This window comes from Gilvimarinus sp. 2_MG-2023, assembly GCF_030547685.1.
Classification (GTDB): domain Bacteria; phylum Pseudomonadota; class Gammaproteobacteria; order Pseudomonadales; family Cellvibrionaceae; genus Gilvimarinus.
Map to the genome: position 1 here is coordinate 128,230 of NZ_JAUOQM010000048.1, position 27,000 is coordinate 155,229.

General features: G+C 48.3%; 28 protein-coding genes. 19 read left to right on the forward strand and 9 right to left on the reverse strand.

Annotated elements, in window-relative coordinates; genetic code table 11:
* Positions 1 to 14: 14 nt before the first annotated feature.
* Both Q4526_RS12360 and Q4526_RS12365 read right to left on the reverse strand, forming a co-directional pair.
* On the reverse strand, positions 15 to 989 hold the full coding sequence (locus Q4526_RS12360; protein ID WP_215977394.1) for a diguanylate cyclase: 975 nt from the start codon (positions 987 to 989) through the stop codon (positions 15 to 17).
* A gap of 16 nt (positions 990 to 1,005) precedes the next feature.
* Entirely contained in the window at positions 1,006 to 1,620 is a 615-nt protein-coding gene (locus tag Q4526_RS12365; RefSeq protein ID WP_215977395.1) for a histidine kinase, read from the reverse strand.
* A 258-nt stretch (positions 1,621 to 1,878) separates the two neighbouring features.
* Between Q4526_RS12365 and Q4526_RS12370 the strand changes: the two genes are divergently transcribed.
* Genes Q4526_RS12370 through Q4526_RS12385 form a run of 4 tightly spaced genes read left to right on the forward strand, consistent with a single transcriptional unit; the run spans position 1,879 to position 7,469 of the window.
* Positions 1,879 to 3,738 carry an extracellular solute-binding protein gene (locus tag Q4526_RS12370; protein WP_303609648.1) on the forward strand — a complete coding sequence of 620 codons (1,860 nt, stop codon included), beginning with the start codon at positions 1,879 to 1,881 and terminating at the stop codon, positions 3,736 to 3,738.
* Between the two features lie 13 nt (positions 3,739 to 3,751).
* Complete coding sequence (locus Q4526_RS12375) at positions 3,752 to 4,837, forward strand: microcin C ABC transporter permease YejB (RefSeq protein ID WP_215977396.1); 1,086 nt, start codon at positions 3,752 to 3,754, stop codon at positions 4,835 to 4,837.
* On the forward strand, positions 4,824 to 5,855 hold the full coding sequence (locus Q4526_RS12380) for an ABC transporter permease (RefSeq protein ID WP_215977397.1): 1,032 nt from the start codon (positions 4,824 to 4,826) through the stop codon (positions 5,853 to 5,855). Before Q4526_RS12375 ends, Q4526_RS12380 begins: the two co-directional genes overlap by 14 nt.
* Positions 5,856 to 5,861: 6 nt before the next feature.
* Entirely contained in the window at positions 5,862 to 7,469 is a 1,608-nt protein-coding gene (locus tag Q4526_RS12385; RefSeq protein WP_215977398.1) for an ABC transporter ATP-binding protein, read from the forward strand.
* Here Q4526_RS12385 and Q4526_RS12390 read toward each other — a convergent pair.
* Positions 7,453 to 9,045, reverse strand: coding sequence for a LysM peptidoglycan-binding domain-containing protein (locus Q4526_RS12390; RefSeq protein ID WP_215977399.1), 1,593 nt, complete (start codon positions 9,043 to 9,045; stop codon positions 7,453 to 7,455). The two genes, Q4526_RS12385 and Q4526_RS12390, sit on opposite strands and share 17 nt — an antisense overlap.
* A gap of 179 nt (positions 9,046 to 9,224) precedes the next feature.
* Here Q4526_RS12390 and Q4526_RS12395 point away from each other — a divergent pair, with 179 nt between their 5' ends.
* The 9 genes from Q4526_RS12395 (at position 9,225) to msrA (ending at position 17,304) form a co-directional block, all read left to right on the forward strand.
* The gene (locus tag Q4526_RS12395) at positions 9,225 to 10,055 is read left to right on the forward strand and encodes a methyltransferase domain-containing protein (RefSeq protein WP_215977400.1); all 831 of its coding nucleotides are present in this window, start codon (positions 9,225 to 9,227) and stop codon (positions 10,053 to 10,055) included.
* On the forward strand, positions 10,052 to 10,489 hold the full coding sequence (rnhA, locus tag Q4526_RS12400; RefSeq protein WP_215977401.1) for a ribonuclease HI: 438 nt from the start codon (positions 10,052 to 10,054) through the stop codon (positions 10,487 to 10,489). The genes Q4526_RS12395 and rnhA overlap by 4 nt, the downstream gene beginning before the upstream one ends.
* Before the next feature lie 8 nt (positions 10,490 to 10,497).
* Entirely contained in the window at positions 10,498 to 11,232 is a 735-nt protein-coding gene (gene dnaQ / locus Q4526_RS12405) for a DNA polymerase III subunit epsilon (protein WP_215977402.1), read from the forward strand.
* Between the two features lie 144 nt (positions 11,233 to 11,376).
* Complete coding sequence (locus Q4526_RS12410) at positions 11,377 to 13,092, forward strand: pilus assembly protein (RefSeq protein ID WP_215977403.1); 1,716 nt, start codon at positions 11,377 to 11,379, stop codon at positions 13,090 to 13,092.
* A gap of 18 nt (positions 13,093 to 13,110) precedes the next feature.
* A complete protein-coding gene (gene nudC, locus Q4526_RS12415) occupies positions 13,111 to 13,890 on the forward strand; it encodes an NAD(+) diphosphatase (RefSeq protein WP_215977404.1) in 780 nt (259 codons plus the stop codon).
* A gap of 36 nt (positions 13,891 to 13,926) precedes the next feature.
* Positions 13,927 to 14,580 (forward strand): cation/multidrug efflux pump, encoded by a 654-nt coding sequence (locus tag Q4526_RS12420; RefSeq protein ID WP_215977405.1) that lies wholly within the window; start codon positions 13,927 to 13,929, stop codon positions 14,578 to 14,580.
* 20 nt (positions 14,581 to 14,600) lie between these two features.
* Positions 14,601 to 15,647, forward strand: a complete 1,047-nt coding sequence (sohB, locus tag Q4526_RS12425) for a protease SohB (protein ID WP_215977406.1) — start codon at positions 14,601 to 14,603, stop codon at positions 15,645 to 15,647.
* A gap of 20 nt (positions 15,648 to 15,667) precedes the next feature.
* Positions 15,668 to 16,669, forward strand: a complete 1,002-nt coding sequence (locus Q4526_RS12430) for a YhdH/YhfP family quinone oxidoreductase (RefSeq protein WP_215977407.1) — start codon at positions 15,668 to 15,670, stop codon at positions 16,667 to 16,669.
* Positions 16,666 to 17,304 carry a peptide-methionine (S)-S-oxide reductase MsrA gene (gene msrA / locus Q4526_RS12435; protein WP_215977408.1) on the forward strand — a complete coding sequence of 213 codons (639 nt, stop codon included), beginning with the start codon at positions 16,666 to 16,668 and terminating at the stop codon, positions 17,302 to 17,304. The genes Q4526_RS12430 and msrA overlap by 4 nt, the downstream gene beginning before the upstream one ends.
* A gap of 9 nt (positions 17,305 to 17,313) precedes the next feature.
* Here msrA and Q4526_RS12440 read toward each other — a convergent pair whose 3' ends face one another.
* Both Q4526_RS12440 and Q4526_RS12445 read right to left on the reverse strand, forming a co-directional pair.
* On the reverse strand, positions 17,314 to 17,586 hold the full coding sequence (locus tag Q4526_RS12440) for a hypothetical protein (RefSeq protein WP_215977409.1): 273 nt from the start codon (positions 17,584 to 17,586) through the stop codon (positions 17,314 to 17,316).
* Between the two features lie 13 nt (positions 17,587 to 17,599).
* Positions 17,600 to 18,325, reverse strand: a complete 726-nt coding sequence (locus tag Q4526_RS12445) for a phosphoadenylyl-sulfate reductase (RefSeq protein WP_215977410.1) — start codon at positions 18,323 to 18,325, stop codon at positions 17,600 to 17,602.
* A 406-nt stretch (positions 18,326 to 18,731) separates the two neighbouring features.
* Between Q4526_RS12445 and thrH the strand changes: the two genes are divergently transcribed.
* From thrH to Q4526_RS12475, 6 genes are all read left to right on the forward strand, one after another.
* Positions 18,732 to 19,349, forward strand: coding sequence for a bifunctional phosphoserine phosphatase/homoserine phosphotransferase ThrH (gene thrH, locus Q4526_RS12450; protein ID WP_215977411.1), 618 nt, complete (start codon positions 18,732 to 18,734; stop codon positions 19,347 to 19,349).
* A gap of 339 nt (positions 19,350 to 19,688) precedes the next feature.
* A complete protein-coding gene (locus Q4526_RS12455; RefSeq protein WP_215977412.1) occupies positions 19,689 to 20,540 on the forward strand; it encodes a DMT family transporter in 852 nt (283 codons plus the stop codon).
* A 235-nt stretch (positions 20,541 to 20,775) separates the two neighbouring features.
* Complete coding sequence (locus Q4526_RS12460; protein WP_215977413.1) at positions 20,776 to 20,982, forward strand: cold-shock protein; 207 nt, start codon at positions 20,776 to 20,778, stop codon at positions 20,980 to 20,982.
* A gap of 122 nt (positions 20,983 to 21,104) precedes the next feature.
* Entirely contained in the window at positions 21,105 to 21,647 is a 543-nt protein-coding gene (locus Q4526_RS12465) for an adenine phosphoribosyltransferase (protein ID WP_215977414.1), read from the forward strand.
* Positions 21,647 to 21,841, forward strand: coding sequence for a hypothetical protein (locus tag Q4526_RS12470; protein ID WP_215977415.1), 195 nt, complete (start codon positions 21,647 to 21,649; stop codon positions 21,839 to 21,841). The genes Q4526_RS12465 and Q4526_RS12470 overlap by 1 nt, the downstream gene beginning before the upstream one ends.
* Positions 21,842 to 21,906: 65 nt before the next feature.
* Entirely contained in the window at positions 21,907 to 22,812 is a 906-nt protein-coding gene (locus Q4526_RS12475; RefSeq protein ID WP_215977416.1) for an aspartyl/asparaginyl beta-hydroxylase domain-containing protein, read from the forward strand.
* Between the two features lie 6 nt (positions 22,813 to 22,818).
* On the opposite strand, the gene pabB is transcribed toward Q4526_RS12475, so the two are convergent.
* The 4 genes from pabB to Q4526_RS12495 all read right to left on the reverse strand — a co-directional run bounded on the left by pabB (position 22,819) and on the right by Q4526_RS12495 (position 26,983).
* On the reverse strand, positions 22,819 to 24,252 hold the full coding sequence (gene pabB, locus Q4526_RS12480) for an aminodeoxychorismate synthase component I (RefSeq protein ID WP_215977417.1): 1,434 nt from the start codon (positions 24,250 to 24,252) through the stop codon (positions 22,819 to 22,821).
* A 156-nt stretch (positions 24,253 to 24,408) separates the two neighbouring features.
* Positions 24,409 to 24,996: a YceI family protein gene (locus tag Q4526_RS12485; protein WP_215977418.1), complete on the reverse strand. Its 588-nt coding sequence runs from the start codon at positions 24,994 to 24,996 to the stop codon at positions 24,409 to 24,411.
* 156 nt (positions 24,997 to 25,152) lie between these two features.
* The gene (locus Q4526_RS12490) at positions 25,153 to 25,602 is read right to left on the reverse strand and encodes a hypothetical protein (protein ID WP_215977419.1); all 450 of its coding nucleotides are present in this window, start codon (positions 25,600 to 25,602) and stop codon (positions 25,153 to 25,155) included.
* Between the two features lie 13 nt (positions 25,603 to 25,615).
* Complete coding sequence (locus Q4526_RS12495) at positions 25,616 to 26,983, reverse strand: lyase family protein (protein ID WP_215977420.1); 1,368 nt, start codon at positions 26,981 to 26,983, stop codon at positions 25,616 to 25,618.
* Positions 26,984 to 27,000: the final 17 nt, after the last annotated feature.

Sequence of the window (27,000 nt, forward strand, 5' to 3'; positions counted from 1 at the left end):
AAGGCGCTGTTTTTTTATGGGGTTTGGGGCAGTGAGTAGCTCTGGTTACGCCCATGTTCTTTACAGTAATACAGCGCTTTGTCAGCACTTTCTAGCCATTGCTGATAACTATCGATAGTCTCGTTTAGCTCGCAGATCCCTAGGCTGACAGTTATCTTGATTTCTTGCTCACCAAAAACTACCATTTGATTCTCTATTTGTTTGCGCAGCCTTTCAGTCAACTCCACTGCACCGGCAGTATCCGTGTTGGTCAATACAACCCCAAACTCTTCCCCTCCGTATCGTCCCGCAAGGTCTGTGTCTCGTAATTGGCTACGAAGAGTTGCACTTACCATGCGGATTACATCATCGCCCGCTATATGACCATAGGTATCATTGACCGATTTAAAGTGATCAATATCAAACATGATTAATGACGCAGGGATTTGATAACGATCAAAGCGTTTAAACTCTTTCTCTAGGCACTGCTCCCAATAACCCCGATTATAAAGTTGGGTCAAATGATCAATTCGGCTAAGGCCCTCTAGCCGGTTATTGGCTTCAATTTGAGCCAGCTTATTCATGGCCGAATCGGTCACATCATAGACAATCAAACAAATGTGAGACACCTGGCCATTCGTGTTCATGAGAGGAATAATTGTAGTGTTTTGATACATAAAGCGCGCGGTGCCGGTAATGGGCCGGTAATGGGGGAAGTGGAACAAATAAGGGCGCTGTTCCCAGGTTGTAAAAGTGGCGCTTTTCAATATAAAGGCAGGTTCGGCTTTGCGTCGAAACCAATCTTCGGAAAGCTCAGGGAAGACGCTAAACAGAGTTTGGTTGAGTACAATTTCGGGAGCTTTACCACTGTGGTTTTGCATAAATTGATTCCACAGTGATATTTCATAGTTTTGATCTAACACTACTAAACCAACGTCAATATTCTGCAGTATGTCCATCAACCAATGGACATCTTTCAAGAAATGGCTTAATTCAGTGTCTTGCGACATAAGTGGGCGCTTAGAGTCAGTCCAAAAGGTAGTTTAATTTTTCCAATAAACCATCAATACAATTTTCACTGATCACCAGTAACAGATCGCAGTTTACCCGGTGGTCTTCAATAGTGTAGTTGATTTCAACGACAAGTGCGTTCTTCCAGGTAACCTCGCGTTTGTTGAGCAGATCTGGTATGTCGTAATGTTCGCCCAGTAGCGTCGGAGAGCCCAAGCTAAAGTGGGTGTCCAGTTGTTGGGCCAAGCTGTGCAGACAGGCACCACCGAGTACATTGGTGGTATCCATTAGGATTTCGCTGCGATTCTCCGCGTTGTTGTCGTATTTAAGCAGCTGAGCCAGGTCCCGGTAATCGGTTCCGTTAAAAATCAACAGGGCCTCGCCGGCAATGCCGTCCCCGATAAAGCCTTGGCAAACCCCGGTTAATTGCTGCTCATGGCCGTCTAAAGCCTGCAGTGAGTTGAGCGTCATGGCGACATCGTTAGGGGTTAGAACGCTTACGTTTGGTATAGAAAGCACGACAAAGACATCGAGCAGGCGCGCGAGGCGGTCGGCGGATTGTCCCATTGCCACATTGGCTATTTCTTGTAGGCAATCTCGCTGGTCTTCATTGAGAAGGGAGGCCGTCATTACGTTTAATCTGTGCTCTTAGTTAGTGCTGGATGGTTAATTATTGTTCAGTCTGAACTCAATTATATGTCTTTATAGTAGCACCGACTGCCACTATTGTCTGGGATCGTCATAAAAATTACCCAGGAAAGGGGTATAGGGCTTGTTTCTGAATAAAATAGTCTGATAATTGGTTGTCAGATAGGTATCGCGTGCACACATTGATGAATCTTTCCGTACAATCAAGGTCTTATTTTGGAGAGAGTGAGAGAGTTGACTATGCAGATATTTAAGGCTTGGGGTTTGGGGATGCTACTAATCCCATTGATCGGTATCACAGGCTCCATGAGTCACGCAGAATCCAAGGCTGTTACTTCTTCAAGTGAGTCTAAGTCTGTGAGCATTATTCGTTCTCACGCATTTGCTAAGCGCGGTGAGCCCAAATACGGTGAAGGATTTAAGAGCTTTGACTATGTAAACCCTGAAGCGCCAAAGGGGGGGCAGTTGGTATTATCCACAACGGGTACCTACGATAGCTTCAATCGTTATGCATCGCGCGGTGACAGCGAAATCAATAGCGAGGCATTTTATGACTCATTGATGGTCGCAAGCGAGGACGAAATCGGTGTTTATTATTCACTGATAGCTCAGAGCCTTGAATACCCAGATGACTACAGTTGGGTTATCTTTCATATCAATCATAAGGCCAAGCATCAAGACGGCGAACCGATAACATCGGAAGATGTCACATTCACCTTCCAAAAATTTATGGATGAGGGGGTCGCTTTCGTACGGCAAAAATACGCTGAGGTGGAAGAGGTTGTTGCTATTGACGAGCATACAGTTAAATTCAGTTTTAGCGGCCCGAACAAAGACTTGATTAGCAGCGTAGCTTCCCTCCCCATTTTACCCAAACAGTATTGGGCAGAGCGTGATTTTTCTGAGCCTCTAAAAGAGCCGCCACTCGGCAGTGGAGCTTATCGAGTGGTTGATTTTAAAATGGGTCAATCTGCTACTTATGAGCGAATTACCGATTATTGGGCACAAGATATACCTTCTCGCCGCGGTTTAATGAACTTTGATCGCATTCGTTATGACTACTATCGAGATGGAACGGTAGCCCTGGAGGCATTTAAAGCGGGGGAATTTGATTTCCGTCAGGAAAACGTAGCTAAACAGTGGGCCGAAGGGTATAAAGTGCCCGCGGTAAAAGACGGACGTATAATCAAAGAAGAGCTCTCGCATTCTATACCGCAATCTATGCAGGCGTTTGTATTTAATACCCAGTTTGAACTGTTCCAAGATCGCCGTGTTCGTCAAGCGATAAATCTTATGCTGGATTTTGAATGGCTCAATAAAACTCTTTTTTACTCATCATACAGTCGTAACGAAAGCTACTTTGAAAATACTCCCTACAAGGCCACTGGCAAACCTACAGACGCTGAGTTGGCGATATTAGAACCCTTTCGTGATCAGTTGCCTGAAGAAGTATTTGGCCCAGTATGGCGCCCTAATAAATCAGATGGGTCTGGCCGTATTCGTGGCGCAATGCGTGAGGCACTGTCGCTACTAAAACAGGCGGGCTGGGAGCTCAAAAATGGGATTTTACGCAATACTGAGAATGGCACCCCATTCGAGTTTGAAATTTTAATGTATTCACCCAGTACGGAGCGAATCACACTGCCATTCACTCGTAATCTGGAGCGTATTGGTATTAAGGCAGAGTTGCGTATGGTGGACTCTACTCAGTTTCTTAACCGAATGCGCTCCCGCGATTTCGAGATGTTGCCTCAAGGTTATGGAGCGATGCCATACCCGATGACAGACATGAAGATTATTTGGCATTCAGAATACATCGAGTCCACCTATAACCAAGCAGGTGTGCAAGATCCTGTTATTGATGCATTGGTTGAGCAAATAGAAGCCAATCAGGAAAACGATGAAATGCTGCTTGCTTTGGGGCGTGCCTTCGATCGTGTGGCGCTTTGGAATTTTTATGTGGTTCCTCAGTGGCACTCGGACTCTTTTCGGATTGCCTACTGGAATAAATTCTCCCGTCCCGATAAGCGGCCGAAATATTCAATCGGTACTGATAGCTGGTGGTATGACAACACTAAAGCCAAAAGTCTGAAGAAATAAGCGGAGAAGTCGATTGGCGTCCTATCTTCTACGCAGGCTGTTGTTGGTAGTGCCAACGTTGCTTGCGATTATTACCCTCAACTTTTTTATTGTTCAGGCCACCCCTGGTGGCCCGGTTGATCAGGCCGTTGCAAAAATGTTGGGCATAGGTGAGGGCGCCATGGAGCGTATGACCGGTGCCGAGTCTGACCAAGCTGCCGGGGGTATTGCTGAATCGGACAATCAAAGTCGTGGCGGGCGTGGTCTCGACCCCGAAATTATCGCTGAAATTGAAAAACAATTTGGCTTTGACCGCCCCTTACACGAACGCTATTTCAGTATGTTGTGGGATTACTTGCAATTTGATTTTGGTGATAGCTTATTTCGGGCCGATAGTGTTATGGATCTCGTGGTTGATCGATTGCCCGTGTCAATTTCGTTGGGGCTATGGAGTACGCTGATCATCTACTTTGTTTCAATACCACTGGGAATCCGCAAGGCGGTTCGCCATCATAGTCCGTTCGACGTGTGGACGAGTTGGGTGATTGTCATTGGCAATGCTATTCCTGGGTTTTTGTTTGCTATTTTATTGATCATCGTTTTTGCTGGCGGCTCGTATTTTGATTGGTTCCCGCTTCGAGGCTTAGTGTCTGACAATTTCGATGAGCTTAGTTGGCACCAAAAAATCATCGATTATTTCTGGCATTTAACTTTGCCTATACTGGCCATGGTGATTGGTGGTTTTGCAACGTTAACTATGTTGACCAAAAACTCTTTTCTCGATGAAATTAACAAGCAGTATGTAATGACTGCTCGAGCTAAGGGGGGCAGTGAGAGGCGTGTTCTCTATAAACATGTTTTTCGCAATGCAATGTTGATTATCATTGCCGGTTTTCCGGCGACGTTTATCAGTATGTTTTTCACCGGAGCACTTCTGATTGAGGTAATTTTTTCTCTCGAGGGGCTCGGCCTTTTGGGGTTTGAGTCTACCTTACAGCGTGATTACCCGGTGATGTTCGGCACACTGTATATTTTTGGGCTGTTAGGGCTCCTTATCGGTATTGTCAGTGATCTTGCCTATACTTGGGTAGACCCGAGGATCGATTTTGAAGGCCGTTAAGTTAAGTCCACTTAATCAAGAGCGCTGGCGACGGTTTTGTCATAATCGCCGCGGCTATTTTAGTATGTGGCTCTTTCTCCTGCTCTTTGTTGTCACCCTGGGAGCTGAGCTTATCGCCAACGACAAGCCAATTGTGGTCAAACATGACGGGGATTGGTTTTTCCCAGTGGTGCAGAATTACACTGAGTTGGATTTTGGCGGTGATTTTGATATGGCAGCCGATTACCGCGATCCCTATATCGCTGATATGATTAATGAGGCGGGTTGGATGCTTTGGCCGCCTATTCGGTTTGATTATCGTACAATAAATTATGATCTTCCCACTCCGGCACCAAGCCCCCCGAGTTCGAAAAATTGGCTCGGAACCGATGATCAGGGACGAGATGTGCTGGCGCGTTTGATATACGGTTTTCGTATCTCAGTTTTATTTGGATTGATGTTAACCATTGCCACTTCCATTATCGGTATTGCGGCGGGGGCTGTTCAGGGGTTTTACGGCGGTAAAGTTGACCTTATTGGTCAGCGAATAATGGAGGTCTGGTCGAGCGTGCCAACGCTATTTGTACTGATTATTATCGCCAGCCTGGTGCCGCCTAATTTTTGGATTCTGCTGGCCATTTTGTTACTGTTTGGTTGGATGGCATTGGTTGGGGTGGTGCGTGCGGAATTTTTGCGTGCCCGTAATCTAGATTATGTCTTGGCGGCAAGAGCCATGGGGGTTGGTGATGGAAAAATTATATTTCGCCATTTGTTACCCAATGCCATGGTCGCTACGATTACTTTTGTGCCTTTTTTATTGGTCAGTGGTATTACCAGCCTTACCGCTCTCGATTTTCTCGGTTTTGGCCTGCCACCGGGCTCAGCCTCACTGGGCGAAATGGTTGGGCAGGGGAAAAACAATCTACATGCCCCGTGGATAGGGATTTCTGTCTTTATTGTTCTGGCTTTGCTTTTGACGCTGTTGGTCTTTGTCGGTGAAGCGGTGCGAGATGCGGTTGACCCCAACAGAACACGGTAGGTGATAATGACTAAAGCGCTTTTATCTATTGAAGATTTAACCATTGGTTTTCGCCACGCAGACGATGTTCGGACCGTTGTGCACGGGTTGAATCTTGATCTGTACCCCGGTGAAACATTAGCCCTGGTGGGGGAGAGTGGCTCTGGCAAGTCGGTCAGCGCTCAATCTATTTTGCGGTTATTACCCGAGCACTCTGCTGTTTATCAACAGGGGCGCATCGTGTTTTCAGGCGTTGACCTGCTGTCTATTCGCGAACGTAAAATACAACAGGTGCGGGGTAATCGAGTCTCCATGATTTTCCAAGAGCCGATGACTTCACTCAATCCACTGCACTCAATTGAAAAGCAACTGTATGAGTCATTAACTTTACACGGTTGGCTTGGAACAAAACGTTCAGCTCAAGAAAAAATTGTTCAGTGGTTGGAACGCGTGGGTATCCGCAATCCCGAGCAACGTTTGTCATCATTGCCCCACGAGCTTAGTGGTGGTGAGCGCCAGCGGGTTATGATCGCCATGGCCTTGATCAATGAGCCGGAATTGTTGATTGCGGATGAGCCAACCACCGCGTTAGATGTAACAGTGCAGGCGCAGATACTGAAATTGCTAAAACAACTGCAAAAAGATCTGGGAATGGCGGTATTATTTATCACCCACGACCTTAAAGTGGTTAAGAGTTTAGCCGATCGCGTTGCTATTATGCAAAAAGGGCAGTTGTTAGAGGTGGGTAAAACAGCTGAGGTTTTTGCTAAGCCTAAACACAGCTACACCAAAGTTCTGTTGGACGCGGAACCCGGTGCCGAGCCGCAAGCTATCGCCGATGACGCTTCCCTTATATTAAAGGTGGATCAACTTAACACCTGGTTTCCGATTAAAAAAGGTTTGTTTAAAAAAGTCGTAGATCACGTTAAAGCTACCAACAATGTTAATTTTGAACTGCGTAGTGGAGAAACGCTGGGAGTAGTGGGTGAAAGTGGTTCCGGTAAAACAACGTTGGGGCGCTCTATCCTGCGTTTAATCGACTCTCGTGGTGTAGTCGAATACGGTCAATCAAAAATCGATTTGTTGAGTGTCGACCGTAAAACGATGCGCGATCTCAGGCAGGATATTCAGATTATCTTTCAGGACCCTTTTGCCAGTCTGAGCCCCAGAATGTCAATTGCAGATATTATTGCCGAGGGCTTGTCGGTTTTTCAGTCGCTGTCAAAAGAAGAATTAGACGGTCGTGTTGTGACGGTGTTGGAGAGGGTGCGCCTCGATCCGGCCATTCGTTATCGCTACCCCAATGAATTGTCCGGCGGGCAGCGCCAGCGTGTTGCCATTGCCCGGGCGTTGATTTTAAAGCCGAAGTTATTGGTGCTTGATGAGCCTACATCAGCGCTGGACCGCTCGGTGCAAAAAGATGTTATTACACTGTTAAAAGAGCTTCAGCTCGAATATGGTTTGTCTTATATCTTTATCAGCCACGATCTTGAGGTGGTGCGAGCCATGAGCCATAAAGTGCTAGTGATGAACCGGGGCGAGATCGTTGAGGCCGGAGTTGCCAGCGAGGTGTTAACCCGGCCCACGCATGCATACACACAAACCTTGTTGGCATCGGTTAACGACCCTTTGTAACATCCACAAAGACGGTGAGTGATTGTCCGGGGTGGATGTAGCGCCCGGTGGTAACCGAGTTCCAGCGTGAAATATCGGCAACCGAGACATTAAATTTATTGGCAATACGAGCTAATGAGTCGCCTTTGCGAACCTTATAAGAAAGCTTGCGGGTGACTTGACGGTCAGTTTCTTCGCTTTTCGTTGTTTGACTCCATATTACTAATCTTTGGCCCGGCTTTAATGTATCTCGCGGGGCCATGCCATTCCAGCGGACAAGCGAGCTGACACTCACCTGATGTTGGTTTGCGATACGCCAAAAGCTATCACCCTTGCGTACCGTGTAGTGAATTTTTTCACTGCCACTTTTTCCTTTGGAGCGCTCCTGAGTTTGCTCTCTTCTTTGAGGGGCGCTAAACGCATAGTGCTCGTTGCCTGCAATCGCCTTGGGGATCATTAAGGTATCGCCGGCGCGGATACGGCTGCTGCGTAAATTATTGGCAGTTTTCAGGGCCTCGGCACTGGTGTTGTGTTGACGGGCAATTTTAATCAGTGAATCTCCAGACTTGATCGTATAGCGTTGCCAGCTGATACGTTGCTCAGTTGGTATGGCGGCCAGCCCGCTACTAAAACTGCCTTGCTTTGCGGCGGGTATATTGAGTCGGTGTGGGCCTTCGGGGTCAGTGGCCCAACGATTAAAACCGGAGTTAAGTAAATAAAGCTCATCCATGCTGATTTCGGCTAATTCGGCGGCTTGTGCCAAGTCTAGCTGAGAGTCAATATTGACGGAAACAAAATAGGGCGCATTAGGTATCTCTGGTAGGGCGATATTAAAGTCCGCTGGATTGTTAATGATTTTGGACAGCGCCAGTAATTGCGGTACATAGGCCCGAGTTTCTCGCGGTAGGCTTAATGACCAAAAGTCGGTAGCTTTACCGGCTTTTTGATTGCTTTTAATAGAGCGCATTAGGCGACCCTGCCCTGTATTATAAGCCGCTAGGGCATGCAACCAATCGCCATCAAACAGTTTGTGGAGGCGTTTTAGGTAGACAATGGCGGCATCGGTGGAGTCGACAACGTCGCGCCGGCCGTCGTACCACCAATTTTGCTTTAGGCCATAATCAGAGCCAGTCCCAGCCATAAATTGCCACATGCCCGAGGCTGTGGCGTGAGAGTATGCAAAAGGGTCAAATGCACTTTCCACAACCGGCATTAACGCGATCTCTAGCGGTAACCCCTGTTCTTCTAATCGCTCTACAATATGAAATAGATAACGCTGGCCGCGCTCAAAAACTCGGTCTATATACTCAGGGTGAGACTTGTACCAGCGGACATATTGCTCCATCTTAGGGTGTGAGTGCTCTTGCAGGGCAAATCCCGCTCGTATACGTTGCCACAGGTCTTCGGTCGCTGGTGGAACGTCGACTGTTGCTTGAGGCTGCGGTTTGGGCTCAATGGTAGACCGTGATTCAGGGTCTTGACGCTGGTGGGGCTCGCTGGACGCACTCTGAGCGTTATCGGCAGGGGGGGAAAGGGTAGAGCACCCTGCCAAAAGTAACAATACGAGGCTGGCAGAGAGGAGTAACACTTTATTCATGGAAGCGACAACTTTGCGGATAGTGACAAACTGTGGTGGATTCTATGGGTTTGCTTGCAGGGGGTCAATGCAGGCTAGTGTGCAGCAGATTGCAGAAATCACAGGTCTATGGTCACAATCTATCGAGTAGATAACGTAATCTTACCTTTCAATTCACTTTTCGACATTATGGTTGACAAATGGTGGCTAAACGGCGAAGCCCGAACGGGGTTGGTTTAGAAGAGCAAGCGCAAGAGGTCAGTAGGTGGTTTGCGCAACCTCGTGGCCAAGCATTGTTGCAGCGAGAGCGCGGCGATATCGATGAGGCTCTGGGCTGCCTGTTTGGCTACCATCTATGTCAAATTAGTGCCTGCCAAGAGCTCACGCTGACTGATAATAGCCGTATCACTCATACCTTTGCCCTCCAAGGTGGGGCGGGGCGATCTTCCAGTACTACTAATGCTGGCGCCTATAGTGAGTACCACCGTTTGCCATTAGCGCCGGAATCGGTTGATGTCATCTTGTTGCACCATGTATTGGATTTTAGTCAGTCTCCACATCAGGTGTTGGCTGAGACAAGCCGTGCACTTATTCCCAGAGGGCATATTATTATTGTGGGTTTTAACCCGTGGAGTTTGGGGGGGGCATGGCGTCTATTTAAACGTACTACCAGTCGTAAGTTGTTATGGCGTCAGCAAGCTTTACGTGTCGGCCGCCTGTACGATTGGTTTGCATTGCTTGATCTAGAGGTCATTAATATTAAAAGAGGGCATTTTTGGCCATTTTCTCAAGACCCATCGGCCAGTACAATGGTCAATAAGCTCGAAAAGCTGTTGCGCCTCGGTAAGGCGCCTTGGGGAGATTATTATTTGATCACTGTGCGCAAAGACGTCAGCGGTGTTATCCCTTTAAAGCCCGAGTGGCAGGCCCCCAAGCTCGTTGATTTAGCGGGAGTTTCCGGTAAATTAGGTGGCAGGCAAGTCAGTAGAGATCACAACGATTCATCTATAAGGAATAACAAAACACTTTGAAAACCATAGAAATATTTACCGATGGCGCTTGTCGTGGCAATCCAGGCCCTGGAGGCTGGGGCGCACTGCTGCGCTACAATGATCAAGAGAAAGAACTGTGCGGTGGTGAGTCTATGACAACCAATAACCGTATGGAATTAATGGCTGCTATTGAAGGCTTAAAAGCGTTGAAAGAACCTTGTGTTGTAACGCTCACAACTGATTCACAATATGTCAGGCAGGGAATCACTAGTTGGTTGGCTGGCTGGAAACGCAATGGCTGGAAGACGTCGGCCAAAAAGCCGGTGAAAAACGATGATTTATGGCGCCAGCTGGATGAACAAAACGCTAGGCACAAAGTGAGCTGGCAGTGGGTGAAGGGGCACAGTGGCCACAGTGAAAACGAACGTGCCGATCAGTTAGCCAATTTAGGCATAGACTCTTTGAATAAGTGAAAAAGTAGATGCAAGATAATTCAGTCGGTCACCGACAAATAGTGCTTGATACCGAAACAACCGGTCTTGACCCAAAGCAGGGGCATAAGATTATTGAGATTGGCTGTGTGGAGATGATCAATCGCAAATTAACCGGCAAGCACTATCATCAATATATTAACCCTCAACGTGAAGTAGATGCTGGGGCAATTGAAGTTCACGGCATTACTAACGAGATGCTGGAAGATAAGCCCATTTATGCGCAAATTAGCGGCGAGTTCATGGCCTTTATTGCCGGTGCTGAGCTGGTGATCCACAATGCGCCATTCGATGTGGGGTTTATCGATCACGAATTGCGCCTGCTAGATCCCAGCCACCAAACCATTGCACTAAACAATAATATTGTTGATTCGTTGCTGTTGGCGCGGGGTAAACACCCGGGCCAGAGAAACAGTCTGGATGCCTTGTGCAAGCGCTACGGGGTGGATAACTCTCAGCGCGAACTGCACGGCGCTCTGCTTGATGCTGAAATTTTGGCCGATGTTTACTTGCTGATGACCGGTGGCCAAACGGCACTTTCCTTGGGTAGCAGTGGCAATAGTGGAGAGTCGGAATCCAATCAAGCGGGCGAAATTCACAGGCTTGATGCGTCTCGGCCCGCTCTGCCTGTTATTGCCGCAACAGAGCAAGAGTTGGCTCGTCATCAGGATAAGTTGGCGCAAATCGATAAAGCCTGCGGTGGTAGCAGTCTGTGGTCGCAATGAGAGCCAGTTCCTGTCCACAAGCTTGCCAACAAGGCGCTTAAAGCGGTTTAATGTAGATTCTAAGATTGACCATTAACTTATTGCCATTAAAGCCAAAACTTAATTTTAAAAGGCTTGTGGGCACTTCAAAAGTAGGATGCAACTGTGACAACTGAAATGGCTGAGCGCTTCAATCCCTCCTCTCTAAAGTTGGTGCATAATGAACTAGTCGCCACTATTGAAAGTGCCGCCGGGCGGCTGGAGCAATTTGCTTCAGATTTAAACAATGGCGAGTTGTTGCAACATTGTATTGACGATATCACTCAGATTCGGGGAACCCTCAGCCTATTGCAGCTGCGCGGTGTTGATTTACTGGCCGATGAGTTAGTCGAACACATCACCGATATACCACTGGGAGAGGCCTCTAGCTGTCTACCTAAGCTGGAAAAGATCACCTCGGTTTTCTTTATTCTGCCGCGTTATCTTGAATATTGCAGCCAAACTGGCCGGAGTATGGCCGTTCTATTGATTCCGCATATTAATGAACTGCGTTTGGCTCGCAAGGTGAAGCCCATTGGTATGGGGTATTACTACCCAGTTGATGTCAGTGACTGCCAGCGCGGCGAGGTAGAGCAAGTCGAAATCCCTGAAGATTTGCGCCAAGTGGTCAAACGATTACGCCATATGTTCCAGGTGGCGATGCTTAACGTCTTACAAGGCAAGCAGGTCAAGCCGTCATTGGGCATGATGGAGCGTTCATTTCAGCGGTTGGATAAACTATCGGGCAATAACCCGATGGGCCAGTTGTGGTGGGTGGCTGCGGAAATGATGTCGGCTCTACAGGCGGAAGATCTACAGTTAAACAAAGCTCGCAAAATGCTTTTTAGTGCCCTCGATCGCGATTTAAAGCGCTTTTTATTTGAAGGAGAAGATGCATTAAAAAAGCAGCCTAATCCCGACATGCTCAAAGAGTTGGTTTATCAGGTGGCGCTGGCGCGCAATGAAAGTGAACGCTCGTTAGCCATTATTGAGGCTTATTCGGCGCCCAAACTCGGTTATAACGAGCAAGAGCTTTTTCGCGAGCAGGAGTATCTCAAGGGCCCGAGTGCAACTACCGTCACATCCATGACCAGTGTCTTGCAGGATGAGCTGCGCAGCACCAAAAATATTTTAGAGCGGGCCGCCCAGGGTGGGGTGGAGCTGTTAACTGACAGCCCAGAATTGATAGACACACTGAAAAAAGTGGCTGAGATATTAGCGGTGGTGGGACTAGTGGCTCCGAGTAAGTCACTAAAAGAAGAAATCACCAAAATTGTTAGCTGGCAAACCGGTGAGGTCGAAGCTCATACAGACGACTTGTTAGGCGTAGCGGATACCTTACTCTATATTGAGAGCACCGTGTCTGGTTTGTCCAAAATGAACCTTTCGGAAGAAAAGTTAGCCCAGCTCAATGCCCTGTCACGCGAAGAGGCACTGTCATCCAGCCAGTTGATGGAGGCCGAGGCCCTCGTCATCGAGGAAGCAGAGTCCGGTCTGGCGTTGATTAAACGCGCGCTTAACTCTTACTCTGAGTCTAATTACGATGTCGGCCATATTAAGAATGTAGCCTCAACTTTATCATCGGTTCGCGGTGGGATGTTGGTACTTAATCTGCCACGGGCAGCGGCCGTGGTTGCGGCAAGCGAAAAATTTGTCAATGAAGCATTGCTCGGCCCCGAGCCACTTGCAGCTGTGCAACATTTATTGGAAACTTTTGCCGATTCTGTGATTAGCCTGGAGTATTATCTGGACGCCATTAAGTCTGGTAAAGATGCCGATACCAGTGTACTGCAAGTAGCCGAAGAAAGTCTGCAGGCTTTGGGTTTTCCCGTTGCTTCTTAATAATTACCGCTCGAACTTATGACTCATACTGCTATTTGTTGGCAGGTTCATGGCAGTAAGTTGGCCGTTGATAAAGCTACCGGTTACCCTTGTTCTGTTTCGGTGGCGCCCCTAATGCCGGGCAGTGTTAGCATTCCATTGCCCGGCACTACGGGCGATAGTGTATTGATAAACCAAGACAGCCAATTGTCTGGTGCTCTGGAATGGGTTGAGCTGCGTGATTGCCTATCACTATACTCATCGGACATGTTTGAGCGGGCAGGGGTGGCGGTACAGTTGGCCCATTGGTGGCAATCGCAACGCTTTTGTAACCAGTGCGGCTCATTACTGCCTGACCCTGATACTCATTTACTAGAGCGCAATGAGTATGTAAAAGCCTGCAAGACATGCGACACACACCACTACCCTCGGTTAAACCCTTGTATTATTGTACTGGTCACTCGTGCTCAAGAATGTTTGTTGGCACTGCACCACCGCTCGAAAAGCGGTGTTTACACCACCTTGGCAGGGTATGTGGAACCGGGTGAGTCGATAGAACAAGCGGTGTGTCGGGAAGTGCAAGAAGAGGTGGGGGTTAAAGTCTCACAGCTACGCTATCAGTACAGTCAAAGTTGGCCATTTCCCGGTCAGCTTATGTTAGGGTTTTGGGCGCAATACGATTCAGGCGAGCTATTATTACAAGACGATGAAATAAAGGATGCTGCCTGGTACCGGTTCGATCAATTACCAAGCGTACCTCCTAAAGGCACGATAGCTCGACGATTAATTGATGATTTTGTGGCGAGTCTCGCCAATTAAAAGACGTAAACTGGTTATCAGTGGAGACCGTTCGACATGTTTTACAGCGCTCTGGCAGTAATTGCTGCCATATTATGCTTAATCATCGCTTATTCTGGGGCTAAGCTCCTGTTTCGCAATAGTTGGATTTTGGGTTGGTTGCGCGGCATGTTTGGCTTGTCACTGTTGGCAATGGCGCTAATTTTTGCTTTTGTCGCGTTTGATATTTTCACTTATCGACAAATTGTTAAAGAACAAGTAATCGCCACTATTAGCTTTGAAAAGTTAGCCGAGCAAGAATTCAAAGTTATGTTGGCAAATTCTGATGGTTTAGAGAAAACCTACACCTTGCGTGGCGATCAGTGGCAGCTGGATGCCCGCATTATTAAATGGAAGGGTGAGGTGGCAAAGCTGGGCATTCAGCCGGGCTATCGTCTCGATCGAATCTCCGGCCGTTATTTTTCCCTTGAAGATGAGCGAAACGCCGAACGTACACTCTATTCGTTTAATGAAAGTCATCTCGGTGTCGATGTGTGGCAATGGCTAAGGCAAATTAAGAATACACTGCCAGTAGTCGACGCTGTTTATGGCTCGGCCACTTACTTGCCAATGGCCGATGGCGCACTGTTTGAAGTTAGCTTATCCGGTACGGGTTTGGTTACCCGGCCTTTGAATGAAATTGCTCAAGATGCAGTTGGGCTTTGGCAATAATTGATAAAACAGGAGTACCCTTGGAATTTCTTATAGATTACGGTCTTTTTTTCGCCAAGTCAGTCACTGTCTTGGTGGTGATAGCCTTGGTGTTGGCGTTAATAGCCAGTAATAAACAAAAAATAAGTGGTCAAAATAAAGGTCATATAGAGGTAAAAAACCTAAACGAAACTTTTGCCGATTACACCGATGCAATCAAATCTGTGGTGTTGGACGAGGCTCAGTTAAAAAAAGAACACAAAGATAAACAAAAACAGGAAAAACAAGATCGTAAGGCACAAAAGAAATCTACAGAGCAAGTGCCTGAACGCCGCAAACGGGTGTATGTGATCGACTTTGATGGCGATATTAAAGCTTCCGCCAATAGCAGTTTACGTGAAGAAATTACCGCCGTTTTGGGGCTGGCGGAATCACAGGATGAAGTCGTTATCAAACTTGAAAGTGGCGGCGGTATGGTACACAGCTATGGCTTGGCTGCCAGTCAGTTGACTCGTATTACCGAAAAATCTATTCCACTAACGGTTTGTGTCGACAAAGTCGCCGCCAGCGGTGGTTATATGATGGCTTGTGTGGCTGATAAAATTGTTGCTGCGCCTTTTGCGATTTTAGGCTCAATCGGTGTTGTTGCGCAGTTGCCGAACTTTCATCGGTTACTCAAGAAAAATGATATTGACTATGAAATGTACACCGCCGGTGAGTTCAAAAGAACCGTCACTATGTTTGGTGAAAATACCGAGAAAGGCCGCACTAAATTTCTAGAAGATCTGGAAAAAACACACGTACTGTTTAAAGACTATGTGCAAGAGCATCGCTCAGTGGTTGATGTCGATAAAGTCGCTACCGGTGAGGTGTGGTACGGACGTCGCGCACTGGACGAGAGATTAATCGATGAATTGAAAACCAGTGATGGGTATTTATTAGATCAGGCACAAAAAGCTGACATATTTAGGGTGGAGTTTACCCAGAAAAAATCACTGCCAGAAAAATTAGGTTTTGCGGCCGAGTCGACACTTGATCGCTTATTAGTACGCTGGTTGAGTCGAGTGCAATCTAAACGCTGGTTCTAAGTTAAACAGGGTTGGCAATTATGAAAGAATTTTCCGCTGTCAGAGTTGAAGCCCAAGATGGTTTATATCAGTGTCAATTACAGTCGGTAAATGTTGATCAATTGGCATCGGCTGGCGTGTTAATTAAAATCGTTTGTTCGGCGTTAAATTATAAAGATGCTTTAAGTGCTTCCGGGCACCCAGGTGTCACCCGCAATTTTCCCCACACGCCCGGTATAGACGCCGCCGGTATTGTGGTAGAGGACAGCTCTGACCAGTTTAAAGCCGGGGCAAGGGTGATTGTCAGCGGATTTGATTTTGGGATGAACAGCGATGGAGGCTTGGCCGAGTATTGTCGTGTGCCGGCCGAGTGGGTTTGTCCGTGCCCAGATAAATTGTCGTTTTTCAATGCAATGGCACTGGGGACTGCCGGTATTACGGTGGCAACGGCACTGAACAAACTAGAAAGACAAGTTCCCACGGCCAAGGCCGGCGATGATTTTGTTATATCCGGTGCTTCTGGCGGTGTGGGCAGTGTGGCGATTAAACTCGCCGCAGCCCGAGGCTATTGTGTTACTGCTATGAGCTCAAGGCCCGACGAGTTTCATCGGCTGAAAGCCTTGGGGGCTCGACATTGCATCGATAGCGGGTCTTGGCGAGAGCGCTCGCCTAAACCTCTGTTAAAGCCTGAGTTTTCTCTGGGGCTGGATACCTTGGGCGGTCCCATGCTGGAAAATTTACTCAAAGTTATTCGACCTGAAGGCGCCTTGGCCACCTGCGGTATGGCCCTGTCTGAGCAGTGCCAGACAACCGTTTACCCATTTATATTGCGCGGGGTTTCTTTGCTCGGTGTGGACTCAGCAGAAATCCCTCTGCAGCTTAAAGCCCAATTGTGGGAGATGTTATCCAGCTTGGCACTGGATTATCATGACTTGGCCACCGAGGTGACCCTGGAGCAGGCGCCTAAAATATTACAGCAAATGCTGGCTGGTAAAGCGCAAGGCCGAACAGTTGTTAGAGTGGCTGAGGAGTCGTCATCATGAATACCCTTAACCAAAAACTCCACCTGCCGACACCCGAGCAAGCACTGCCCGGCCGGGAGCAATCACTGGCTGTGGACTCCACACACTTTGTTACCGGCGAATCAATTAAGCCACCCTTTCAGCCGAACAGTAGCTGGTTTTTGCTCGGCATGGGGTGTTTTTGGGGGGCGGAGCGCTTGTTCTGGCAGACCCCTGGGGTCATTAGCACAGTGGTTGGCTACTCGGCAGGTTTTACTCCGAACCCTACCTATGAAGAAGTGTGCAGTGGTCTTACGGGCCACAATGAAGTGGTGTTGGTGGTATACGAGCCGGCCAGCATTTGTTTTGAAGATTTATTGGCGTTGTTCTGGCAATCTCACGATCCCACTCAGGGCATGAGGCAAGGCAACGACAGGGGCACCCAGTACCGCTCGGGTTTATATCTGAGTACCGCTGAGCAAATGGACCAAGCGCTTAACAGTAAACAGAGTTATCAGCAGGCGTTATCGGCGGTAGGTTTTGGCGAGATAACCACCGAAATACTGAGAGCGGGGCAGTTCTATTACGCTGAAACTTACCATCAGCAGTATTTAGCTAAGAACCCGTCGGGTTACTGCGGCATTGGCGGGACAGGAGTTGTTTGCCCGGGGGCCTGAAGGCATAGGCTAGGCGTCTAAAACTTCCATTTGAAATTTCAAATACACGGTGTACACCTCAGTAGAGCCGTCGTCTTGTTCCACTAAAAAAAACGGTGCCCGGTCCACCTCGTATTGTTTTGCTAACTGCATACCGCGGCTGTCAGGATCGGTTTCGATAGCCTCCACGATCTGATCAATTTGAGCAAGGTAACCACCTTGCTCAAGCTTATGCAGAACATCGGCACATTTACGGCAGGGTGAGCCATCGGCGAGTATTTTCTTAACCAGTGTAATGTTCACGCTGTCCTCAATCTTACGGGTTGATATTGCTAGCGTGAAGACCGCATTCCTTTTTGGTGTCTTCTTCCCACCACCAACGTCCTTCACGTTCGTGTTGGCCAGGCCCTACGGGGCGAGTGCATGGCTCACAGCCGATAGAAATAAAGCCCCGGTCGTGCAGAGGGTTGTAAGGCACTTCATAGGCACGAATATAGGCCCATACCTCCTCCGAACTCCAGTTGGCCAAAGGGTTGTATTTGGTCAGGGTTTCTCCGGCTCGGGCGAAACCCTGATCATCTTGTATGACCGGTATGTCGGAGCGGGTGCCCGGGCTTTGATCTTTACGCTGACCCGTAATCCAGGCGTCAACCTCTAAGAGCTTATTGCGCAGTGGAGTGATCTTACGAATGCCGCAGCACTCTTTGTGTGTGTCTTGATAAAAGCTGTACAGCCCTTTCTCGCGTACCAGTTGACGTACGGCGTCACCGTCCGGCGAAATAATATCAATATTGATCTTGTAGTGGTTTCTCACTGTCTCAATAAATTGATAGGTTTCTGGGTGCAGTCGACCGGTATCGAGAGAGAATACCTCTACATCAGGTCGAATTCGGCTGGCCATATCAACTAAGGCGACATCTTCGGCGCCACTGAATGAGATGGCAATACGATCATGGCTCTCCAGAGCGTGCTTCATAATACGGAACGGGCTCTGGTTGGCCAATTGTTGTTCGATATCCACCAGAGGAATTTGGTCATTCATTGCTAGATCCTTAATCACGGTCAATCTAAGGCTTATCTGCTCTATTTGGGCGGAAGGATACCAGAGCTTTTAAAGGGTTCCCAATAACACGCGAGTCTTAACTTATAACTGAGAGTACTTTTTCGTGAAACCATGATTTAAAAATAATCGAATAGTACTGTAAATGTACACATGCTGTGCTTAAATATTAAACAGTTACTATATCTGGTGTTATTAAGGCCCATATTGCTGGGCTTCATAGGCTTGGCGCCTTTAACCATATATTCCAAAAAGTTATTATATTCTCAAGTTAATTACGGTATTTGGGATATGTTCCACGTGAAAAAGTAGCTGAGTCCGTTGCGTTTTTACGCTAAGCAGGTTAGATTCGCCAGCTTTTCTATCTAAATAATTTTTGGAGGCTGACGTGGAGCTGGCATGTTTGGACCTGGAAGGGGTTCTGGTACCGGAAATCTGGATAAAATTTGCGGAAAAGACCGGTATTGAAGAACTGAAAGCAACAACGCGAGATATTCCGGATTATGACGTGCTTATGCGTCAGCGTTTGCGAATCCTTGAAGAGAATAACTTAGGCTTACATGAAATTCAGGAAGTGATTGCGACCCTTGAGCCTTTAGAGGGAGCGGTCGAGTTTGTAAACTGGCTGCGTGAGCGTTTTCAGGTCATTATTTTGTCAGACACTTTCTATGAGTTTTCCCAGCCTTTGATGCGTCAGCTCGGTTTCCCCACGCTCTTATGTCATCGTTTAGAGACAGACGACAAGGGCAAGGTGATCAACTATCATCTGCGCCAGCGAGATCCAAAGCGCCAGTCGGTACTCGCCCTAAAAACCTTGTATTACCGTATTATTGCTGCTGGCGACTCCTACAACGACACGACTATGCTGGGTGAGGCCGATGCCGGTATTTTATTTCATGCCCCGCAAAATGTGATCGATGAGTTTCCTCAGTTCCCGGCTGCTCACACCTATGAGGCTCTAAAACAAGAGTTCATCAAAGCCAGTAACCGAGACTTGTCTTTATAAGTTGCCTCTGGCCACTAATAAACCCTTAATCTTGGTCGAGATTAGGGGTTTTTAGCGCACTAGAATGTAGATTCATCGAGCTGCTATGAGTTTCAGTTTGTTGGTTCTATTGTTGTTGGTGTTTGACGTGTGGCCGTTAAATTATTGGTCAAGACTCGTAAGTCAGTTATATTGGAAATTGTATAGACCCACCTTTACAGCTAAAGCGAGAGTTACAATTGACCAGATTCTCGCGGCGCCATTTTTACAGAGCAAAGATATGTGCCCCTGTTAGCTCCTAAGGAGCAGCTGGTCTTTCACGCGTTATGAAGCCTCTGGCTGACATAATATGAGGCTTAAATGAACACGTTCTTATTAACTTTTTGCGCTATGCTGGCATTTGCTGGCAACTCAATATTCTGTCGATACGCGTTAGGCTTCAGTGCAATTGATCCGTTATCGTTTACGCTTGTTCGGTTGGTCAGTGGCGCAGCTGTACTAGCTGCTTTGGTGGTATTTACCGACTCCGGGCGGTGGCGCGAAAAAGTGAGTCAGGGTAGCTGGTCGGGTGGCCTGGCTCTTTTTGTTTATGCGCTAAGCTTTTCATTGGCCTATGTTAAGTTGGGCACTGCGGAAGGGGCCTTGGTGCTTTTTGCTACTGTGCAGCTTGTCACTATTGTTGCGAGCTTTATTGCAAAACAAAAACCTAGCGTGCTAGAAGTATGGGGCTTGATGATTGCCTTGCTAGGTGTGGCTATTTTACTCTTACCCAACGCGGCCCGGCCCGATATGCTCGGTGCTATTTTAATGATTGTTTCCGGGGGCGCTTGGGCTGGCTATACGCTGCTAGGACGCAATGGTGCCAAGCCGTTAATCAACACAACGGGCAATTTCTTTCGGGCTAGCGCTTTGGCTCTACTGCTTTTGGTGCCGTTGCTGGCACTTTGGTCGCCCCCCATACTGACTGGCGCCGGTTTGCTTTTAGCTGTGGCATCTGGGGCTTTGGCTTCGGCGATAGGTTACGCAATTTGGTATAAATGTTTGGCAAGGTTGACCATAACTCAGGCGGGCGTCGTGCAGCTGAGTGTGCCTATGTTGGCTGCGATCGGTGGTGTGCTGTTCGTCGGAGAAGCGTTAAGCGTAATTTTAATGATTGCTATGATCACGGTGCTGGCTGGGATCGCGCTCACACTGAAACCTAAAAAAGCCTAAATTAAAGCGGGTAAAGCGCCACACAAGGTCGTAGGTTTTCAGGCTGTTGACTTGATTTGTGAGCTCGTTATACTCAAATTTGCTTGAAAGTTAGTCCTGTTTGATGACTTGCCAAGACCATCGTTGTTGCCGGTTCCATCAATCAAAAGACATAGTAATATTTTAAGCAATTAGAATTAAGAGTATTAAGTAAAAAGCGCTCCGAAAGGGGGCGTGAATGATTGAGGAATGATTTATGTCTACCGTAACGGGTACCGTAAAGTGGTTTAACGAAGCTAAAGGTTTTGGTTTTATTGAGCAAGAGTCTGGCCCTGATGTATTTGCTCATTTTAGCGCTATTCAAGGTTCAGGTTTTCGCACTCTGGCTGAAGGTCAAAAAGTTGAGTTCACGATTACTCAGGGTCAAAAAGGGCCACAGGCCGAAAACATTGTCGCTGTGTAAGTTCAGCTTACGCACCGATCGAAAAGGGTGGGCAAAAGCTCACCCTTTTTTTTGCTTTACTTTTTAGCTTATGTTTTGGGGTGCTACCCCGTGCCCGGTTTTGGAAAATTATGTGAGGATCAATGGATAAGCGACAAGAATTACTCCGCCAGGCGATTACCACAATTCCAAATTACCCTAAGCCCGGCGTGCAATTTAGAGACATTACCAGTTTGTTGGAGCAGCCAGAGGCATTAGCCGAGGCGGCGGCGGGCTTGGTTGAGGCTTTTGCCGGTGCGAATGTCAATAAGATTGTCGCGATCGAAGCGAGAGGGTTTATCTTTGGTTCGATCTTGGCCCACCAGCTGGGGCTGGGGCTGGTGCTGGCGCGCAAGCCGGGTAAGTTGCCGCGCGCGACTCACAGTCAAGCCTATTGTTTGGAATACGGCGAAGACACGCTGCATATTCATAGTGGCGCCTTAAGCTGCGGGGATCGGGTATTGTTGATTGACGATCTGATTGCTACCGGAGGTACCGCGCAGGCCGTTGTTCGGCTTGTTAAGACAATGGGGGCTGTGGTTACCCATGCGGGCTTTGTGGTGGCTCTGCCGGAACTTGGTGGAGTTGAGCAACTTAAGCAAGCGGGGGTTAAAACCGTCTATTTGTTGGAATATAAGGGGCTGTAATGAAATTATTGATCGGGTTGATGTCGGTATTGTTAGTTGCGGCGTGCAGTAATAGGGCGGTTTATGAGAATGTGCAGCACAATCAACACCAGTTATGTGATCGCGAGCCTCCCGGCGCGCAGCGCGAGTGCCGCGAGCAGTCTTCGCAAAGCTACAGTGACTATGAGCGTGAGCGGCAGCAGCTACTGCAATAGCGCTTGGTTGGGGCCATACAATTGAGTATGATACGCGCCGCAATTGAATTTAGAGGGTAGAAGTCATGGGCTTCATTATCGGCTGTATTGTCATTTATGTGGCTTGTATCGTTTTTGTACGCACGCGCAATAGAGTGACATTTCCGCTCAGTCGCCAGCTGACAGATTTCTCCACTTTTATGGTGCCCTTTAACCTACCGGCCTATGGCTTATCCAAGGTGGAGACTACACCCAGAATATCTAAAGATCACTTTCCGGAGTTGCAGCTTATCGAAGACAATTGGCAGGTAATTCGCGATGAAGCTCTGGCCCTCTACACCGAAGGGAAAATTACCGCTAAGGATGATCTGCCCGCCAGCAGTTTCTATAAAGATAATCGCTGGACCAGCTTTTATTTAAAACTCTACGATAACCGTATCCCCTCAGCTTACGAGCTGGCACCTAAAACCATGGCCTTGTTAGAGCAGGTACCCTATCTCAACCTGGCTTTGTTTGCCGTGCTGATGCCGGGCAAAAAACTCAGCCAGCACCACGACCCTTTCGCCTATACATTGCGTTATTCTTTGGGGCTAAGCACGCCCAATAGTGAAAAGTGCGGCTTGCAGATTGATGATTTTCACTACCCCTGGCGAGATGGTGACAGCATTATTTTCGATGAAACCTACCTGCATTCTGCGTATAACGACACCGAAACCCCGCGTATTATTCTAATGACGGATATCGACCGGCCGTTAAAGCTCGGCTTTGTGCAGAAAGGGTATTGGTATTTTGGCCGCTTTTTCAATCGCCTGTTTATGATTGATAACGTCGACAGCAGTCACTCCGGAATTGGCAACAAGCTCGGCAAAGGCTTGCTGAGCTACCAGCGCCTTTTAAAGAGCTTTAAAAAGAAAAACCGCAAGGCATACTACATCAGTAAGTGGGTCGTTATCGGCGGTTTGTTGCTGCTTATCGCTTCCGCCATTATTTAGTGTTGCCTATTGCTGTGGGGCGGGGAATTCACCTTCCAGCGCCCTGAGTAAAATATCGACCTTGGCCAGAGTCTCGTTGTACTCCGACTCTGCCTCCGAGTCGGCGACAATGCCGCCGCCGCCCCAGCAACTAATCTCATGGTCTTCGGCCACCAAGGTGCGAATGGCAATATTGGTGTCCATATTGCCGCAGTAGCTGATATAGCCAATGCTGCCGCAGTAAGGGCCGCGCCTGTGGCTCTCAAGAGACTCTATCACCTCCATAGCTCGAATCTTCGGCGCCCCGGTAATAGATCCGCCGGGAAAGGCGGAGCGCAGCACGTCGACGCAAGACTGCCCTGGTTTTAATTGCGCCTCAATGGTACTGACCAAGTGATGAACATTGGTGAAGGACTGTAACTCGAACAGCTGAGGTACCTTTACGTGCCGGCATGTCTGGCTCAAATCGTTGCGCAGCAAGTCCACAATCATGAGGTTCTCCGCCTGGTCCTTGGGGCTGTCCAATAGCTGCTGACCGGCTAACTGGTCGGCTTTGAGGTTGTCTTTGCGGGCGGCGGTTCCCTTGATGGGGCTGGTCGTTACCTTATCTTGTTGGGCGGCAATAAAACGCTCCGGCGACAAGCTTAGAATGGCGCCGTCTTCGAGCGGGATAAACGCTGCGAATGGGGCGGGGTTAATTGCTCTTAGGTGCAAATAAGCCGTCAGTGGATCGCCTTTATACTGGCTGGAAAAGCGCTGGGCAAAGTTAACTTGATAACAGTCACCTTCGCGAATGTGATTCTGGATAATATCGAATTTTTCGAAGTAATGTTTAGCATTAAGATTGCTTTCGAACTTATTGATTATAAAGGGATTTGATCCATTTTCTAGAATTGACTTTAAGTTGTTTTGGCTCGATAAATATCCGGTTATAGCCTCGGTAGAAGCCTTATTGACGGCACTGATATAGGCTTTTTCAGCGGTGTGATCTAGCACTAGGGTCCAGGGATAGAGGCCAACCGCCATATCCGGCAATTGGCTGGTTTGCTCTATCTGCTCTTTTACAGGCACTAAGTACCGGGCTAAATCGTAGCCCCAAAAGCCCAAAGCCCCCCCGTATATAGGCAATTTGCACTCGTGTTCAGTGCGCTTTGTGTTAAGTGTGGGTAAATGGCGAGCGAGCACCTCGAACGGGTCCTGGCGGTAGAGACACTGGTGACTGGCCTTGGTATTGCTCTTGGTTAGGCCTGAGGCACAGCTATAGGTATCCACCTGGGTGCTGTCGGCAAAGGTCTGCAAGTAGTGGCTAGGGCAGGCAGCAAAGATGTCATAGCGGCCGGATTGCGTCGCCGGGTGGCAGCTGTCCAGCCAAATTGGATGTTTTAACGGGTGTAGTTGAGCAAAGTAGGCACTGGCGTCAGGGGTGTATTCAATTTCTGTTACAAAGGGTTCAAAGCTCATTGCTATCTGTCGCGTCCGTAAAGCTATAAAAGGCGCCGTGACAGCGCGTTTGTGAGTATACGGATTTGCCAGATAAAGCCCAAATTTAATAATGGGTTAATTGGCTCGGTACCGACAAGAAGAAGCTTGCCTGTGGGCACCGAGCGTCAGGGTAGGTTAATGCTCGAGTTTAAATGTCCAGTTACCCGTGATGGGGACGATGGGCGAAATACTGTTTAGACCGGCCAGTTCTTGCAATTTAGTAAGCCCTGCGGTCAAAGAAAACTGCTGAGCATTGAGCAGTATGGGGCTGCGAGTGGCTACCAACAATGTGTGGGCGTCGAGTTTTGTGACAGTCAGCTTGGCCGGTAGTGTTTGGCTTTCCCCGTGCAATGTTAACTGAATGGATAAATCGAGATTCTCGGGCGTGCTTTGCGCTAAATCATCGATATAGTCCTTGTCTAGCTGGGCGGCGAGCGTTGCTTTAGGGTATTTCTTAGTATTGAATAAAATGTCGCGCAAACGTTGGTTGCGTAAATCAATTAAGGTATCAACGCTGCTCAAGTCGACCTGAACATTAATTTGACCATCGTCGTTAATATTGGCAGCAAAGCGATTAAACGAATTCGTTTCGGCAATGGTGTCATTTTTTACTGTGACAAAATGCAGGCTGGATTGTTCTTGCTGCAGTGCCCAGTGGGCCAAGACAGGTGAGCTGGCAAATGCCATCAGGGCAACTGCAGAGTATTTTTGTACGATATTCATGTCGGATCTCCGTCCATAATAGTGTCGATGGACAATACCCTAAATTTATTATGGTTTATGTCAAGTATAAACTCGACCGTTTCGGTTCGGTGGCTGCTTTCGTGCTTGTTTATGGATAATCCTCTCGATTCTGATGGGTTGGCGGGCGGCTAAACGTTAGTGGGGCAGCGTCTGACCTGATAGTTCGTAGTTAAATAACATTTGAATCCAGTCATCCACATCATCAATGGGGGAGAAGGCGACATCAATGAGCGGGGCGATAACAACCTCCGCCGGCACCGGAGCCAGTAGTGGCTGCAGCCTTTGTTTTACGGTTTCAATTAATTCACCTAAATCTGTGTTGGGCTTATATTTACGCATGGCATAAATCAGTTCTAAAGCCGTGCGCAAATAGCGCTCAATGGCAAACTTTTGAGTGTGAGGGGCTTGCAGCATGGTGTCGGCCACCTCCAGCGCCGTTGCATAATCCTTAACCGCCAGGCCCCACTGCTGGGCCTGAAGGTGCTTGCGCGCTTTTGTTTGCAGGCGACAGCCGAGCATTCCATTGCCGATGGATTGTTGCCAGTAAGCTTGTGTTGAATCATGTGTTGCCGATGATTTGTGCACCGTTAGTTACCTGCTAAGTCAGTTTTTTAGGGTCGAGCAGTTGCTCTAATTCAGATCGGTCGATATCTGTCATATCGGCGGCCACGTCAATAATGGGGCGACCGCTGGCGTAGGCCGCTTTGGCGATTTCAGCGGCTTTTAAATAACCCACAATGGGGTTGAGTGCAGTTACCAGAATTGGATTGCGGGCGACCGAGGCGTTTAGATGTTCCTCATTTACTTTAAAGGTCTTTATGGCTTTATCGGCTAGCAGTACAGAGCTATTGCTGAGCAGCGTAATGCTGCTGATTAAGTTGTGAGCGATCAGGGGCAGGCAGACATTGAGCTCAAAATTGCCCGACTGGCCGCCGAGCGTAATAGCCGTGTCATTGCCAATCACTTGATAGCCAGCCATAACGGTGGATTCAGGGATGACCGGATTAACCTTGCCCGGCATTATGGATGAGCCAGGCTGCAGGGCTTCCAATTCAATTTCGCTGAGGCCGGTGAGGGGGCCAGAATTCATCCAGCGCAAATCATTGGCAATTTTAATCAGGCTCACCGCGCAAGCTTTTAATTGCCCCGATAGGGCCACGGCCGTGTCTTGGCTGCTGATGTGCGTAAATGGATCGGCTGCCGGGGTAAATTCAAGGCCCGTTGCGCAGTTAAGTTTCTGGCAAAAAACGCCGGCAAATTCTGCCGGAGCATTTACCCCGGTTCCCACTGCAGTGCCGCCTTGAGCCAGACTTTGTAATTGTGGTTGTAGCGCCTTGATATTATTGAGGTGCATCTCAATAAGACCCGCCCAGGCGTTAATGGGTTGGCTCAGGCGCACCGGCATGGCATCCATCAAGTGAGTTCGGCCGGTTTTAATGTAGTGCTCAGTTGTGGCCGCTTTTTCTTGGCAGACTTGTATCAGATGCGTTAAGGCCGGGAGCAGTTTCTCTGCCACCAGAATTGAGGCGCTCACGTGGATGGCCGTGGGAATGACATCATTACTGCTCTGGCTGGCATTTACATCATCATTGGGGCTCACCGACTCGCCAAGCGTGCGGCTGGCAAGGGTGGCAAGCACCTCGTTCATATTCATGTTGGTACTGGTGCCTGAGCCGGTTTGAAACACATCTACCGGGAAGTGATTCAGTCGGTCGGGGTCTTGCTCCACTTGCAGGGCGGCATCGCAAATGGCCTGTGCCGTTGGTGAGGGTAGAGTACCTAACTCTGAATTGGCTTGCGCCGCGGCCGATTTGACCTGTAGCAGGGCTCGAATAAAAGACTCGGGCAATCTCTGCCCGCTGACTGGGAAATTGTTTATAGCGCGCTGGGTTTGCGCCCCGTAAAGAGCATCCTCGGGGACGGCCAGCTCGCCCATGCTGTCTTTTTCTGTGCGTGTTTCATTCATAAAATTGCACCTTAGCG